Genomic DNA, 15,021 nt, shown 5'->3' with positions numbered 1-15,021 from the left:
GGCAGTGTAGATTGCGAGACAATCAAGAAAGAACTGCACAAAAGTGCTCTGGGGAAGCTATGCCAATAAAACGTCTGATGATCGCAAATCGGGGTGAGATTGCGATCCGAATTTTCCGAACTGCACGAAATCTGGGAATGGAAGTGGTCGGGATTGCCCCCAAAGATGACCAGGATGCGCTGCATGCCCGAAAACTCCCCCAAATTGCAGAACTAAGCGGCGAAGGGACACCCGCTTATCTGGATATCGAGGATATTCTGACCCTTGCCAAAGCGCATCGTGTTGATGCCATCCATCCGGGCTATGGGTTTCTCAGTGAAAATGCGACCTTTGCCAAACGATGCCAGGAAGAGGGACTGATTTTTATTGGTCCCGATGCAAAGACCCTGGAAAGGTTGTCAGATAAAAGTTCAGCACGGTCATTGGCGATTGAGGCTTCTGTCCCGGTTCTGGCCGGACGGAATGAGGCCACCAGCCTTGAAGCGGCGAAAGCGTTTTTTGAAGATCTGGAGAGCGGCAGCGGAATGTTCATCAAGGCGATTGCCGGTGGCGGTGGCCGGGGTATGCGACTGGTGACAGAGGCTTCGGAAATAGAAGAGGCCTATGAAAGTGCGGCGCGCGAGGCCAAGGCATCTTTTGGAAACAGCGATCTTTATGTTGAACGCTATATGCCTGATGCCCGCCATATTGAAGTGCAAATCCTGGGTGATGGGACAGACGTCATGCATTTCCACGAGCGCGAATGTTCCCTGCAAAGGCGAAACCAAAAAGTTCTGGAGATCGCCCCGGCAGTCGATCTGGTGGCGTCTGTTAAAAAGGCGCTACTGGAAGCGGCGCTTCGGATGGCTGACAGTGTGTCTTATAAGGGGCTTGGGACTTTTGAGTTTTTGGTCTCAGCCAACGATGACAGCTACGCCTTTATGGAAGCGAACCCGCGCATCCAGGTTGAACACACAGTCACCGAAGAGATCCTGGGTGTGGATCTTGTGGAGGCCCAGCTTCGGGTGTTTGCAGGAGAGAGCCTGAAAGCCCAAGGGTTATCTGACAGGGAGCCACAAGGTTATGCCATTCAGGCGCGGATCAATGCTGAGCACTATAATAAAAAGGGTCGGCTTTTGCCCTCGGGTGGGGCAATCAGCCGAAACGAAGTGCCGCAGGGCCGTGGGGTTCGTATTGATAGCGCGGCTTTCGTTGGCTGGAAATCCAACCCCCGCTACGACTCGCTGCTTGCCAAACTGATCGTGAGTGATCCTCGGGGCGATTATCAGGATGTATTATCAAAACTGGATCAGGCCCTTGGCGAATATGAGATTGAGGGAGTTAAAACCTCTATCGGGTTTTTACGGGCTTTGATCCAGCAGGAAGCCGTTCGAAAAGGTCCGGTGACGACGAATTTCATCGACGCCCATCTGCCTGATATTCTTACGCGGATTGAGGAGCCGAAATCAATTCACTCTGAAATCAAAGATGACGGGTTAGAGACGCAAAAAAGCCCTGAGATTTCCGATAATGCTGTTCTCGCCCCGCTGCCAGGCACGGTTGTTAGTTACCTGGTTGCTGCGGGAGATGTGGTTCGCAAAGGCCAGGAACTTGTGGTTCTGGAAGCCATGAAGATGGAGCATCTGATCCTGGCACCCCACAGTGGCACTGTCACCAGTCTGCACTTCAAGGCCGGGGAAACCTTGAATGATGGCAGTGGCCTTTTGCATCTGGAGCCGAGTGAGGATCAGGCGGAAGATGAGGCTGTAACTGAGGATCTGGATCTTGATCATATCCGACCGGATCTCGCAGATTTGCTGGAGAAGAAACTTGCGCTTCTGGATGAGGCGCGGCCCGAAGCGGTGGCCAAGCGGCGGAGCAAAGGCAAAAACATGATCCGGGAGAATATTGGTCTTCTGGTGGATGAGGGGAGTTTTTCTGAATATGGCGGGTTGAACCTGGCGGCACAAAGATCCCGTCACAGTGTTGAGGTGCTTGAAAAAATCAGTCCAGCTGATGGTATGGTTTGTGGAACCGGCTCTGTCAATTCGGATCAGTTTGGAGAAGAGGCCTCGGCGGTTGCGATCCTGGGATATGACTACACCGTTTTTGCGGGCACGCAAGGCGGTATGAACCACAAGAAAACCGACCGGATTCTGCATCTGGCTGAAGAACGGCGGCTGCCGATTATTTTTTACGGAGAAGGTGGCGGCGGGCGGCCAGGTGATACAGATATATTCGCCGCCTCCACCCTTGATGTGCCGACCTTTCAGACTTATGCGCGGATGTCAGGGCTTGTCCCACGGATCGCGATTGCCTCCGGCCGTTGCTTTGCTGGAAATGCAGCCTTGATGGGGGTAAGCGATATTCTGATTGCAACCAAGGATACGTCTATCGGAATGGGCGGGCCTGCCATGATCGAAGGCGGGGGCCTTGGTGTTTATACGCCTGAAGAAGTGGGGCCGGTATCGGTGCAGGGACCAAACGGGGTGATTGATGTGCTGGTTGAGGATGAAGCCGAAGCCACGAAAGTCGCCAAGAAGGTCCTTTCCTATTTTCAGGGATGCGTATCAGAGTTTGAAGAACATGATCAGCGGGAGCTCAGATTTGCTATCCCGGAGAACCGGCTCAGGGTCTATGATATTAGGACTGTGATTGATCTGCTGGGCGATAAGGGATCAGTCCTCGAACTCAGACCGGAATTTGCCAAGGGCATGCTGACCGGCTTTATGCGCATCGGGGGGCAGCCAGTCGGCTATATTGCAAATAACCCCAAACATCTGGGCGGTGCAATTGACGCTGATGGTTCAGAAAAGGCCGCCCGGCATATCCAGCTATGCGATGCCTTTGATATCCCGATCCTTAGCCTTTGTGATACGCCCGGCTTTATGGTGGGGCCTGAGGCTGAGAAAACAGCATTGGTTCGTAAAACCTCCCGCCTGTTCGCTGCGGCCGGCAGTATTACAGTTCCAGTCTATACCTTGATCCTTCGGAAAGGATACGGGCTTGGCGCGCAGGCTATGGCTGGTGGCTCCATGCATGTTCCTTTTGTAACGCTGGCCTGGCCAACAGGTGAAATGGGACCTATGGGCCTTGAAGGAGCGGTTCGGCTCGGGTTCAAGAAGGAGCTGGCAGCGATTGAGGATGAGGCGGAGCGTCAAAAGACGTTTGAAGCCATGGTCGCCAAGGCCTATAAGCGAGGCAAGGCAACAAATGCAGCAGCCTTCATGGAAATTGACGATGTGATTGATCCGGCAACCAGTCGGGAGCGATTGATCCAGGCCATCAAGGCCAGCCATTCTCCTACACCACGAACTGGTAAGAAGCGCACCTTTGTTGATACCTGGTAAGGGAGTTGATCACCGGTAATAGTCTGCCTGGTGGATAAATGGCTCTAGCCTGGTTTTGAAATGGGTGATGAAATCCTGCAATAGAAGTGAGCGGGGATGGAATTTGGGGTAGAGGATATCAAGCCTGAACAGGATCTCCGGCTCAAACGGTCGGGCGATCAGTCCCCGATTGGTATATTCCGCCGCATCAATGGAGCTGACGATCGCAGCGCCAACCCCCTGCATAGCCAGAAGGCATGCGGTTGCAAATTGTCGCACCTCTACTTTCACATTCAAGGTGACCCCGTTTTTATCGAATACCGATTTTACCCGATGAAAGAATCGATTTTCCCTATCTTGCACGATCATGGGCATATTGTGTAAATCACCGACCTGAATGACCCGTTGTCCCGCCAACGGATGCTGCGGTGACATCACGCAGAGGGTTCGAATATCCAAAGGTTCATTCTGAACGGCAGTATGCCCTTCAAACTCGTCCGCAACTCCGATGTCATATTGTTGAGCGGCAATCCATTCCCGAACCCTAAGGCCAGAGCGGGTTTGAATGGAGAGCGTGACGTCATCACGGTCTTTTAAAAATTCAGCAATGACGGTTGGCATCAGGGATGTGGCGAAGCCAGAAAGGCAGGCTAACCGCAGATGACCAGCTTTTTGGTTTCGAATATCTTCGGATAGGCGAGAAAGATGTTCGAGATTCGAAACGGCCCGATCAACCTCCTCAAGAAGGAATTTGGCTTCATAAGATGGATAAAGACGACCTTGTCTTCGGTCAAACAAAGACAGGCCCATAGACTCCTCAAGGCTAGCAATTAAGCGGCTTACAGCCGGTTGTGAGATGCCGAGCATACGAGCTGCGGAGGTCACGCCGCCAGTCGACATAACAGCCCGGAAAGCTTCTAATTGACGAAGACGAATCATAGAGGTTGTCCATATAAAATTGGTCTGTTCATAACATCATGTTATGGTTCAATTCAAAGCCTTTATCAAGAGTGAAGAAAAATGAACCCTAAACGGTAATAATTCGCACTTGTCATTAAACGGTCATTGAAGGAAGTCTAAATCCCCCTATTGTGTAGCGGGGGGAGGATAATTACCTCCGTTGACAAACAATGAACCGCGGCTCACCAAGAGCCTCAAAATGACGTAGATCAATAGGGAAACGATATGTCTATTTGGAAAAAACTCGTTGTGCCTGCAACACTTGCGGCACTGGCTGGCAGCACGGCAATCGCCAACGCTGCGACGGAAATTCACTGGTGGCACGCCATGGGTGGCACGAACGGTGAACGTGTGAACAAGATTGCTGACGATTTCAACAAGTCTCAATCAGAATATAAAGTTATCCCGACTTTTAAAGGAAACTACACTGAAACAATGACATCTGCGATCGCCGCTTTCCGGGCGAAAAAGCAGCCACACATTGTGCAGGTTTTCGAAGTGGGTACAGCAACCATGATGGCTGCCAAAGGCGCCATTTATCCGGTTGAAGATGTCATGAAAGATTCTGGCATTGCATTTGACAAATCTGACTACCTGCCTGCAGTGATCAGTTACTACCAGACACCTGAAGGTGATCTGCTGTCCATGCCTTTCAACAGCTCCACACCAGTGCTGTGGTACAACAAAGATGCTTTCAAGAAAGCTGGCATTTCTGAAGTTCCAGCAACCTGGTCAGAAATGAAAGATGCTTCTGACAAGCTGCGGGCAGCTGGTTACAAATGTGGCTTCTCATTTGGTTGGCAGTCTTGGGTCATGGTTGAAAACTTCGGCGCATGGCACAACATCCCAATGGGCACAAAAGAAAACGGCTTTGCCGGTTTCGACACAGAATTTACGTTTAACAACGATGCGATGAAGAAGCATTGGACAAACCTGGCCAACTGGTCAAAAGACGGCACATTTGCTTATGGCGGACGTCGCGGCGACAGCCTTCCAATGTTCATCAACCAGGAATGCGGAATGTGGATGAACTCTTCCGCTTACTACGGTTCCATCAAATCACAGGCAAAATTTGAGTTCGGTCAGTCCATGCTGCCATACTACAAAGATCTGACAGATAAACCACAGAACTCCATCATTGGTGGTGCAACACTTTGGGTTCTGAAAGGTCAGGATCAGGGCGACTATAAAGGTGTCGGTGAGTTCCTGAAATTCATGTCTTCACCTGAAATCCAGGCTTGGTGGCATCAGGGAACAGGTTATGTTCCGATCACTAAAGCTGCTTATGAGTTGTCTAAAGAGCAGGGTTTCTATAACGAAAACCCAGGAACAGACACCGCGATTAAGCAGCTGTCTCTGAACACACCAACACCTGCGTCTCGCGGTATTCGCTTCGGTAACTTCGTTCAGATCCGTGATGTGATCAACGAGGAAATGGAAGCTGTCTGGTCTGGTGAAAAAACACCAGAAGCTGGTCTCGAAACAGCTGTAGAACGCGGCAACGCACTTCTTCGCAAGTTCGAAAAAGCAAACTAAATATTTTGCCTCCGTAATCCCGTCGCTTGAGTTAAACTCAGCGGCGGGACTTGTCTTACAGGTTATTATTTAGATGTTAAAACGTGTTCATTTCTCACCATCGGCTTTGCCCTTTCTGTTGGTCTTTCCGCAGATCGCAATCACGCTGGTGTTTTTTATCTGGCCTGCCAGTCAAGCTCTCTATCAGTCCATGCTGGTAGAGGATGCTTTTGGGCTTTCCACCCAGTTTGTCTGGTTCCAGAATTTTGAAGAGTTATTCAGTGATCCGCTGTATTGGGAAGCCTTTGAGCGGACATTCATTTTCTCTTTCCTCGTCGCCTTCACGGCAATGGCTTTTGCGCTATTGCTTGCTGTGATGGCGGATCGGGTCATAAAGGGATCTGGAGTTTACCGGACTCTCTTGATTTGGCCCTATGCGGTTGCTCCTGCTGCGGCAGGTGCCCTGTGGTTTTTCATGTTCAATCCATCGCTTGGAATACTTCCGTATCTCCTTAGCTTCATTGGGTATGACTGGAACCACAAGATAAACGGCAATGAGGCCATGGCGCTGGTGATCCTGTCGGCTGCCTGGAAGCAGATTGCCTATAACTTCCTATTCTTCCTGGCGGGACTTCAGTCCATTCCAAAATCTTTGATTGAAGCGGCAGCCATTGACGGCGCCGGACCCGGTCGTCGGTTTTGGACGATTATGTTCCCGCTATTGTCGCCAACGACTTTCTTCCTGCTGGTCGTTAATGTCGTGTACGCCTTCTTTGAAACCTTCGGGATTATTGATGCGCTGACGGCGGGGGGACCTGCAAACTCCACCCAGATCCTTGTGTATAAAGTTTATAATGATGGCTTTGTTGGATTGGATCTTGGCGGTTCGGCTGCGCAATCGGTGGTGCTCATGGCAATTGTTGTTGCGCTGACTATTGTCCAGTTCCGCTTTATTGAGAAAAAGGTGTCTTATCAATGATTGAAAATAGACCCTTCCTCAAATTCATGGAGCATCTGGTCCTTATCCTGGGTGTGCTCGTTGTCGCGTTCCCCCTGTGGTTGACATTTGTTGCCGCAACCCATGATGCAGGACGCATGTCCGAGCTACCGCTACCGGTTTTGCCCGGAAGCCACTTTTTTGAGAACCTGAACACGCTCTTAGATAGTGGCCTCAAAGGGGGCGATGGAATTGGTATTGGCTACATGCTTGTCAACAGTTTGATCATGGCCCTGATGATTGCAATCGGTAAGATCATCATCTCGCTGATGTCAGCTTTTGCTATCGTGTATTTCAAGTTCCCTTTCCGCATGTTTTTCTTCTGGCTGATCTTCATCACCTTGATGTTGCCGGTGGAAGTTCGGATTTTGCCGACCTATGAGGTGGTTGCGAACCTTGGCATGCTGGATAATTACTGGGGACTATCAGTTCCGCTGATTGCTTCAGCCACAGCCACCTTCATGTTCCGGCAGGTATTCCTGACGATCCCGGATGAGCTTTTGGAGGCTGCGCGGATTGATGGGGCAGGACCGTTCCGGTTCTTCAAGGATATCTTGATCCCCATGTCGCGGACTAATATTGCGGCTTTGTTTGTGATCCTCTTTATCTATGGCTGGAACCAGTATCTTTGGCCTTTGTTGGTGACAACAGATCAGAGCATGTACACCATTGTCATGCAAATCGGTCGGATGTTGGAAGCCGGTGAAGAGGCGCCTCAGTGGCATTTGATTATGATGACAACCCTGCTGTCAGTTATTCCGCCTGTATTGGTGGTTGTCTTTATGCAGCGCCTGTTTGTACAGGGCTTGACGGAAACAGAAAAGTAAGACGTGAAGGTATGAAATGGCAAGTGTAACGCTTGAGAATATTCAGAAAACCTATCCAAACGGCTTTAAGGCCATCCATGGTGTTAATGTGGATGTAAAGGATGGGGAGTTCCTAGTTCTGGTGGGTCCGTCAGGCTGTGGTAAATCAACACTGCTTCGGATGATTGCAGGGCTTGAAGGGGTGACCGAAGGAAGTCTCAAAATTGGGGACCGCGAGGTCAACAATGTTGAGCCATCCCAGCGGGATATCGCCATGGTGTTCCAGAACTATGCGCTTTATCCGCATATGACGGTCTATAACAACATGGCCTATGGTCTGAAAATTATGGGTTTGAGCAAACAGGAAATTGCGGAGCGGGTACAGAACGCGGCGTCTATCCTTGAGCTGACAGAAGACCAGATGACCCGTAAACCCCGTGAACTGAGCGGTGGCCAGCGGCAGCGCGTGGCCATGGGCCGGGCCATCGTGCGTGAACCGAGTGTGTTCCTGTTCGATGAGCCGCTTTCCAATCTGGATGCTAAACTTCGGGTTCAAATGCGGGTCGAGATTAAACGCTTGCAGGAACGCCTTGGCATTACCAGCATCTACGTAACCCATGATCAGGTCGAAGCCATGACCCTTGGGCACCGGTTGATGGTGCTCAATGGCGGGAATGTGGAACAGCTGGGAACACCAATTGAGCTTTATGAAAAGCCAGCCTCCCTGTTTGTGGCTGAGTTCATTGGCTCGCCAGCTATGAACATTGTCGATACGAAAGTGAGCGATAGCGGCGCTGAAATCGCGATCGCTCAAGGGATCAATCTGCCAGTTGGCGGCGAAGGCCTGAAATCTATGGCGGGTAAGCCTATTAAGCTCGGCGTTCGGCCAGAGCATCTGGAGATTGCAAGTTCAGAGGCAGGGGCACTGCCACTCACTGTCACTTTGGTTGAACATCTGGGTGCAGACACCTTGATCCATGGGCATTTTGGTTCAGACCAAAATGATCTGACAGTTCGCTGCAGCGGGACGCAGGCAGTTAGGGTCGGCGAAATCCTGCCGATCGCCATTACGCCCGATCATATCCATCTGTTTGACCCGGTCACGACCCGCCGGATCGACATCTAAAGTTTTGGGGTGCAAGGGGGGGAGGTTTTATCCTCGGATAGGCCACCTTCCCTTGTAGGGTTTTTCGATCGCCCGCTCCATCATTTCCAGCCGGTCCTGGCCATAGAACATATCCCCATCCAAGAAATAGGTTGGAGATCCAAAGACAGAACGCTCAATGGCTTCCTTGGTATTCTTTTCATATTGAGCCAAGACATCAGCAGTCCGGGCAGTTTCCATCAACGCCATACCATCCAAATCAGCCTCGGCGCAGATGTCCAGCAGCGTCTGTTCATCATCAAGGTCGGCGTCCTTCGCCCAGTGGGCATGCATCATGACATTTGTCAGCTTCCGCATATCAGCACCTGACTGATCTGCTGCGATCAACAGGCAGTTGGAAAGGGTGATGTCGTTGGCATGGTGTGTCGGGATAAAATCAAGGATTTCGAGCCCCCGATATTCTGCGGTCCGGGATATTTCCCGGCCAAAGAAATAGTCTTTATGCGCCTGACTGCGCTCTGGCATTGGTGTGGCACCCGCAGCTGGAAGCGTTGCCCGAAGATCAAAGGGGACATAGCGAATTTCCAGATTATGGCGACTGGCGATGCGGTGTAATTCTTCATTGCCGATATAGGCAAACGCAGAATAAGACGCAAAAAAATACTCAACTTTCATTCTCAATACCTGTCTATCGGGTGCTTAAAGTTCGGGAAACGGCGTCCTTCCACAGATCATAATGACTGTCGCGGGATTGATTATCAACCGTTGGGCTAAAGCGTTTCTCCTGTTTCCAGAGTTTAGCAAACTCTTCCGGTCCAGGATAGAAACCAACCTGAAGACCAGCCAGATAGGCAGCGCCCAGGGCAGTGGTCTCTAGAATTTCAGGACGATCAACGGGGGCCCCTGTCAGATCAGAAAGACGTTGCATGGTCCAGTCGGAGGCAACCATGCCCCCGTCCACCCGAAGAACAGTATCTGCTTTAGCGCCCATATCCCCCATCATTGCCTCCAGCAAGTCGCGGGTCTGGAAACAGACGGATTCTAGCGCTGCACGGGAAATTTCTTTTGGGCCTGTCCCGCGGGTCAGGCCAAAGATCGCTCCGCGGCAATCCGCATCCCAGTAAGGTGCGCCAAGTCCAACAAATGCCGGAACCATAATAAGCTGCTGTTCCGGGTCTGCCTGATCGGCAAGTTCGCCTGACTGGCTGGCCTGTTCGATAATACCAAGGCCGTCGCGAAGCCACTGAACTGCAGATCCCGCCACAAAGATGGACCCCTCAAGTGCGTATGTGGGCTTCCCATCCAATTGATAGGCGATTGTGGTTAAAAGCTTATTTGTGGACTGGACCGGTTTGTCCCCGGTGTTAATAAGGGCAAAACAACCCGTTCCATAAGTCGACTTCATCATGCCCGGCTCAAAACAAGCCTGACCGATGGTGGCGGCCTGCTGATCCCCGGCGATACCGGTCACGCGGATCGGGGCGCCAAACAAATCGGCGTTTGTTTCCCCAAATTCTGCAGAGCAGCTTTCGACATCAGGCAAAAGTGTCGCGGGGATGTTGAGGATTTTCAGAAGCTCATCATCCCATTTGCCTTCCTTGATGTTGTAGATCAGGGTGCGGCTGGCGTTAGTGGCATCCGTTTTGTGGACTTTGCCACTCGTTAATCGCCACAGAAGATAAGTGTCGACCGTTCCAAAGGCGAGCTTTCCTGTCTCCGCTTTTTCCCGGGCGCCTTCCACATTGTCCAAGATCCAGGCGATTTTCGTGCCGGAAAAATAGGGATCCAACAGGAGTCCGGTTTTTTCGGTGAAAAGCGGCTCCAAACCATTTATCTTGAGCCTTTGACAAAAATCAGAGGTTCGCCGGTCCTGCCAGACGATGGCACGGTGAATAGCTTCGCCCGTATCCCGATCCCAGACTATAGTTGTTTCGCGTTGGTTGGTGATGCCAATTGCAACAACATCTGAAGCCGTAGCTCCAGCTTTTTGCAGGGCTTCGCGGCAGGTCGCAACTGTCGAATTCCAGATGTCTTCCGGCTCATGTTCCACCCATCCGGAGGAGGGGAAGTGCTGGTCAAATTCCTGCTGTCCAACGGCGACAATATTTGTCTGCTGATCAAATAGAATGGCCCGTGACGAGGTCGTGCCCTGATCAATTGCCAGAACATATTTTGACATAGTGGAGTTCCTTCCCTGACTAACTTTCTTATTGTTTCGACTTTACCAGTAATCGAGAGAAAAAAGAAAGTAAATGAAGGTGTTTATGAGGCGCTCTCTACCCGGTTTGTGGTGAAGCCGTGGGCTTCGGTGACTTTGACTTTGACGTCATTCTCGTCACAGATGGCCTGCAGATGTTTCGGCAGTTTTTTGTCTGTGACAATGTAGTCAAGCTGGGTCAGATGTCCGATGCGCACTGGGGCGGATCGTTCGAGCTTCATACTATCGGCGACGAGAATAGTCTGACGCGCATTTTCAATAATGGCTTGGGCGACTTTTACTTCCCGATAGTCATAATCAAGCAGGGAGCCATCTTCATCAATGGCAGACGCGCCAATCACCGCATAATCCACCTTGAACTGCTTGATAAAGTCGACCGTGGCCTCCCCAATGACACCGCCATCGGTTGGGCGAACCACACCACCTGCAACAATCACTTCGAAGCCCGGTGTGCCGGAGAGAATATTGACCACATTGATGTTATTGGTAATGGCCATCATCCCTTCTTTGCCGCGAAGAGCGATCGCAACCTGTTCGGTTGTGGTCCCGATATTAATCAGCAGGGTGCAGTTGTCAGGGATGAGGGTTGCTGCAAGCACGCCAATATGACGTTTTTCCTCAACAGCCAAAAGCCGTCTGGCTTCATATTCGAAGTTTTTCACCCCGGAAGAAAGAACAGCACCACCATGAACCCGCTGAAGGAGGTCCTGTTCACTCAGTTCATTGAGGTCTTTTCGGATTGTTTGCGGGGAGACATTGAAAAACTCTGACAATTCGTCAACGCCAACACGTCCGTCCTGACGCAACATATTCATTATTTCAGTCTGTCGAGGGCTGATGACTTCCATTCGACTCCCCATTTATTTTTATATACTCGACCTTTGAAAAAGCTATCGTATTGATCGCTGGAGTACAATAAATTTCAGGCGAGTGTTAAGGTTATATGACCTTGGTAGAAATAAATTTTCCAGCTCATTGTTTACCCCAAAGCGGATAGCCTTTATCCTGAGTTTTGAAATTCTGGGGCGCCCTTTCAAGGACAAGAACTAAAAATGCAAACACGTAAAATTGCCGACCTCTCTGTCTCTTCCATTGGTCTTGGTTGTATGAACCTTTCATACGGATATGGACCAGGGCCAGACGAAGCCTATGGTATCCGTCTTTTGAATGAGGCGTTAGACGCCGGTTACACTTTGATGGATACAGCTGCCCTTTATGGGTTCGGTGAAAATGAGAAATTGGTCGGTAAGGCCCTGAAATCCAGGCGGGATGAATTTGTACTGGCCAGTAAATGCGGTCTTCGCCGGAACCGGGAAGGCGTTAAGGAAATTAATGGCCACCCCGATGCAATTCGGGAAACCTGCGAAGATAGCCTAAGTCGCCTTGGGGTGGATGTTATTGATCTTTATTATCTGCATCGGGCGGACCCAAACGTACCGCTTGAGGATACGATTGGTACCCTGTCAGAGCTGGTTTCAGAGGGTAAAATCCGATATGTGGGCATGTCTGAGGTATCAGCGGAACAAATCAAGCGGGCGCATGCCATTCACCCGATTGCTGCCGTACAGACGGAATATTCCCTGTGGACCCGCAATCCGGAAATTGCCGTTTTGCAAGCCTGTAAGGATATTGGCGCAGCCTTTGTCGCCTTTAGCCCAGTTGCCCGTAAATTCCTGACCGGAACCTTGCAGGACGTCAGTGGACTGCATCCAGATGACATTCGGGTGACCATGCCACGGTTCCAGCCAGACACTTATGAAAAGAACCTGGAATTGCTGGAGGAGTATGCAAATCTGGCGCAGGAAACAGGCTGTACTATGGCGCAGCTTGCACTTGCCTGGCTGCTACATAAAGATGACCATATTATTCCTATCCCCGGCACAACTGTCATTGAGCATATGAAGGAAAATGCGGGTGCCGCTGCGGTTTCCATCAGCGACGATGTGATGGCGTGTCTGGAGAAACTGATCAATCAGGATACAGTTATCGGTGGGCGCTATAATGACCAGGCCCAGTCAACTGTTTTTACGGAACAGTTTGCCTGATCAGCTTAATCCAAATTCCTGGGCGATTAATTCGTAGGATTTGAGGCGGGCCTCGTGGCTATGTGTAATAGTTACAATAACCGCCTCATCGACCTGGTACCTGTCCAGCGTTTGAAGCAGCTTTTCTTTGACCTGTGCAGGTGTGCCAATAATGTTCCGCCTTGAATGATACTGGCGGCGCTGTTCCTCAATAGGTGAGTATTCGTAAGCTAAAGCCTCTTCCACGCTTGGAACAGGGCCAATATGGCCGGTGTCCAGTCGGGTTCGCCACAAGTCACGGCTAGCGGCAAGGCGTTTGGCTTCTTCCTCGGTTTCGGCGCAGATCACAAATATCCCGATATTACCCTCAGGCACTTCTGCAATGTCCGAGGGTTCAAACATGCTTCGATACATCTGCATGATTTCCGGGCCCTGTTCATCGGTGATGAAGTGAGCAAAGGAAAAAGGCGTGCCAAAGAGGGCTGCCATCTGGGCCGATTGGTCACTGCTGCCGAGCATCCAAAGATGCGGCTGAGACGGCGGAACCGGTGTTGCGATAACGTTTTTGAGCGGGTGTCCTTCTTCAAAATTGCCGCTTAGGAAGCTCATGAGGTCCCGAACCTGACTTGGGTATTCCCTGGGTCCCCTCGGGGCATTTCCATAGGCAAGTGCATGGGCAGTAATCTGGTCGCTGCCGGGGGCGCGACCTATTCCGAGATCAATCCGCCCGGGATAGAGACTTTCCAGCAGATTGAACCATTCCGCCACCTTAAAGGGGGAGTAATGGGAGAGCATGACACCGCCCGAGCCGAGGCGAATGCGAGAGGTTTCCGCACCCAGCCGAGCCAACAAAATTTCTGGAGCGGAGCCCGTCAGCCCACTGGAGGCGTGATGCTCTGCCACCCAATAGCGGTGAAATCCAAGCCGGTCAGTCAGGCGGGCCAGTTCAATTGTTTCCCGAAGTGCGTCCTGCGCTGTTGCGCCGGATCGAACAGGGGATTGATCAAGTACGGAAAGTTTAATCTGGGTCATATTCTGGTTTGTATTTCTTAAAAGCGCCCTTCCGCTAAAGTGGAGACTTCTATGGCTTTTGTCAATCTGATGCCGTCGCTGACTTGCCAGTTGGGGTCTTTCGACCTGTCACTAAAGTTTCACCGGATTGCAAAGAAGATGTAGGCGCGACTTCATATTTTTCTTCAAACACAGCCTTGGGTATTTGGAGAGATTAAATGCAACAGATGGCGTCCACTAACCTGACCGTTCGCCTGGCACGAACACGAACAGAAATTATCAAGGCACAAGAGTTGCGATATCGGGTGTTTTATGAAGGAATGGGGGCCTTGCCCTCTCAGGAAATCAGGGCACTGGGCCGGGATATGGATGGTTTTGATGACATCTGTGACCATCTGATTGTCATTGAAAATGAATTTTCCCTAAATGCTGAAGATCTCAAAGTAGTTGGCACCTATCGATTACTTCGAAAATCTGTTGCTGATCAATTTGGTGGGTACTATTCCGCCTCTGAATTTGATCTGGCGCGGCTTAAAAATTATTCCGGTGAGCATGTTGAGCTTGGCAGATCCTGCGTAGACCCAGACTATCGTGGCAAAGCGATCATGCAGCTTCTCTGGCGAGGTATTGCGGATTATCTTTTGGCACATGACATCAGCCTGATGTTTGGCTGCGCGAGTTTTCCGGGAACAGATGTTCGGGAGTTTTCATCTGCTCTTTCTTACCTGAACAGGTTCCACAAAGCGCCGTCTTTCTGGAGACCAAAGGCTCAAATGAAAAGATATGTGCCCATGAAAATTCTAAAGAAAGATCAACTTGATGTGCGTCAGGCCATGCGGGAAATGCCGGCCCTGATCAAGGGTTACTTGCGGGTTGGCGGTGTGGTTGGCGACGGCGCTGTCATTGATCATGAGTTTAACACAACAGATATCTGTCTATTGGTTGAGACCTCCAACATTACCGGTCGCTATCAAAAACACTTTATGGGAGCGCCTAAGAAACTGGAAGAGCAGGTATCTGCTTAAGCCCTGTTTATATTTTGTGCGTCTGAATTAAGTTCTGGAACTCCTTTTTTGC

At 50.7% G+C, this 15,021-nt stretch carries 12 protein-coding genes; 7 read left to right on the top strand and 5 right to left on the bottom strand.

The window, feature by feature from the left end; translation table 11 throughout:
• Positions 1-59 precede the first annotated feature (59 nt).
• A complete protein-coding gene (locus HH301_RS17125; protein WP_169570263.1) occupies positions 60-3,329 on the top strand; it encodes a carboxyl transferase domain-containing protein in 3,270 nt (1,089 codons plus the stop codon).
• Positions 3,330-3,338: 9 nt separating this feature from the next.
• On the opposite strand, the gene HH301_RS17120 is transcribed toward HH301_RS17125, so the two are convergent.
• Positions 3,339-4,247 carry a LysR substrate-binding domain-containing protein gene (locus HH301_RS17120; protein ID WP_169570262.1) on the bottom strand — a complete coding sequence of 303 codons (909 nt, stop codon included), beginning with the start codon at positions 4,245-4,247 and terminating at the stop codon, positions 3,339-3,341.
• Between the two features lie 246 nt (positions 4,248-4,493).
• On the opposite strand from HH301_RS17120, the gene ugpB reads away from it, so the two are divergent.
• The 4 genes from ugpB to HH301_RS17100 all read left to right on the top strand — a co-directional run bounded on the left by ugpB (position 4,494) and on the right by HH301_RS17100 (position 8,712).
• Entirely contained in the window at positions 4,494-5,804 is a 1,311-nt protein-coding gene (gene ugpB, locus HH301_RS17115; RefSeq protein ID WP_206378401.1) for a sn-glycerol-3-phosphate ABC transporter substrate-binding protein UgpB, read from the top strand.
• A gap of 73 nt (positions 5,805-5,877) precedes the next feature.
• A complete protein-coding gene (ugpA, locus tag HH301_RS17110) occupies positions 5,878-6,762 on the top strand; it encodes a sn-glycerol-3-phosphate ABC transporter permease UgpA (RefSeq protein WP_169570261.1) in 885 nt (294 codons plus the stop codon).
• Positions 6,759-7,607: a sn-glycerol-3-phosphate ABC transporter permease UgpE gene (ugpE, locus tag HH301_RS17105; RefSeq protein WP_169570260.1), complete on the top strand. Its 849-nt coding sequence runs from the start codon at positions 6,759-6,761 to the stop codon at positions 7,605-7,607. Before ugpA ends, ugpE begins: the two co-directional genes overlap by 4 nt.
• A gap of 16 nt (positions 7,608-7,623) precedes the next feature.
• The gene (locus HH301_RS17100; RefSeq protein ID WP_169570259.1) at positions 7,624-8,712 is read left to right on the top strand and encodes a sn-glycerol-3-phosphate import ATP-binding protein UgpC; all 1,089 of its coding nucleotides are present in this window, start codon (positions 7,624-7,626) and stop codon (positions 8,710-8,712) included.
• 27 nt (positions 8,713-8,739) lie between these two features.
• On the opposite strand, the gene HH301_RS17095 is transcribed toward HH301_RS17100, so the two are convergent.
• From HH301_RS17095 to HH301_RS17085, 3 genes are all read right to left on the bottom strand, one after another.
• Positions 8,740-9,366, bottom strand: a complete 627-nt coding sequence (locus HH301_RS17095) for a 2-hydroxychromene-2-carboxylate isomerase (RefSeq protein WP_169570258.1) — start codon at positions 9,364-9,366, stop codon at positions 8,740-8,742.
• A 13-nt stretch (positions 9,367-9,379) separates the two neighbouring features.
• Complete coding sequence (glpK, locus tag HH301_RS17090; RefSeq protein WP_169570257.1) at positions 9,380-10,870, bottom strand: glycerol kinase GlpK; 1,491 nt, start codon at positions 10,868-10,870, stop codon at positions 9,380-9,382.
• Positions 10,871-10,953: 83 nt separating this feature from the next.
• Complete coding sequence (locus HH301_RS17085; RefSeq protein WP_169570256.1) at positions 10,954-11,757, bottom strand: DeoR/GlpR family DNA-binding transcription regulator; 804 nt, start codon at positions 11,755-11,757, stop codon at positions 10,954-10,956.
• A gap of 204 nt (positions 11,758-11,961) precedes the next feature.
• On the opposite strand from HH301_RS17085, the gene HH301_RS17080 reads away from it, so the two are divergent.
• Complete coding sequence (locus HH301_RS17080; protein WP_169570255.1) at positions 11,962-12,954, top strand: aldo/keto reductase; 993 nt, start codon at positions 11,962-11,964, stop codon at positions 12,952-12,954.
• Here the strand turns inward: HH301_RS17080 and HH301_RS17075 are convergent, their stop codons facing one another.
• Complete coding sequence (locus HH301_RS17075; protein ID WP_169570254.1) at positions 12,955-13,965, bottom strand: LLM class flavin-dependent oxidoreductase; 1,011 nt, start codon at positions 13,963-13,965, stop codon at positions 12,955-12,957. It abuts the gene before it with no gap.
• Between the two features lie 197 nt (positions 13,966-14,162).
• On the opposite strand from HH301_RS17075, the gene HH301_RS17070 reads away from it, so the two are divergent.
• Positions 14,163-14,969 (top strand): GNAT family N-acetyltransferase, encoded by an 807-nt coding sequence (locus HH301_RS17070; protein ID WP_169570253.1) that lies wholly within the window; start codon positions 14,163-14,165, stop codon positions 14,967-14,969.
• Positions 14,970-15,021 lie beyond the last annotated feature (52 nt).

The sequence above is a fragment of the Sneathiella limimaris genome (assembly GCF_012932565.1).
Classification (GTDB): domain Bacteria; phylum Pseudomonadota; class Alphaproteobacteria; order Sneathiellales; family Sneathiellaceae; genus Sneathiella; species Sneathiella limimaris.
This window is presented reverse-complemented; position numbering and strand designations above follow the sequence as displayed.

Coding starts and splice junctions, on each gene's coding strand:
- ugpE (WP_169570260.1), top strand. CDS start 6,759: ATGATTGAAAATAGACCCTTCCTCAAATTCATGGAGCATCTGGTCCTT.
- HH301_RS17095 (WP_169570258.1), bottom strand. CDS start 9,366: ATGAAAGTTGAGTATTTTTTTGCGTCTTATTCTGCGTTTGCCTATATC.
- HH301_RS17075 (WP_169570254.1), bottom strand. CDS start 13,965: ATGACCCAGATTAAACTTTCCGTACTTGATCAATCCCCTGTTCGATCC.
- HH301_RS17085 (WP_169570256.1), bottom strand. CDS start 11,757: ATGGAAGTCATCAGCCCTCGACAGACTGAAATAATGAATATGTTGCGT.
- ugpA (WP_169570261.1), top strand. CDS start 5,878: ATGTTAAAACGTGTTCATTTCTCACCATCGGCTTTGCCCTTTCTGTTG.
- HH301_RS17080 (WP_169570255.1), top strand. CDS start 11,962: ATGCAAACACGTAAAATTGCCGACCTCTCTGTCTCTTCCATTGGTCTT.
- HH301_RS17120 (WP_169570262.1), bottom strand. CDS start 4,247: ATGATTCGTCTTCGTCAATTAGAAGCTTTCCGGGCTGTTATGTCGACT.
- ugpB (WP_206378401.1), top strand. CDS start 4,494: ATGTCTATTTGGAAAAAACTCGTTGTGCCTGCAACACTTGCGGCACTG.
- HH301_RS17070 (WP_169570253.1), top strand. CDS start 14,163: ATGCAACAGATGGCGTCCACTAACCTGACCGTTCGCCTGGCACGAACA.
- glpK (WP_169570257.1), bottom strand. CDS start 10,870: ATGTCAAAATATGTTCTGGCAATTGATCAGGGCACGACCTCGTCACGG.
- HH301_RS17100 (WP_169570259.1), top strand. CDS start 7,624: ATGGCAAGTGTAACGCTTGAGAATATTCAGAAAACCTATCCAAACGGC.
- HH301_RS17125 (WP_169570263.1), top strand. CDS start 60: ATGCCAATAAAACGTCTGATGATCGCAAATCGGGGTGAGATTGCGATC.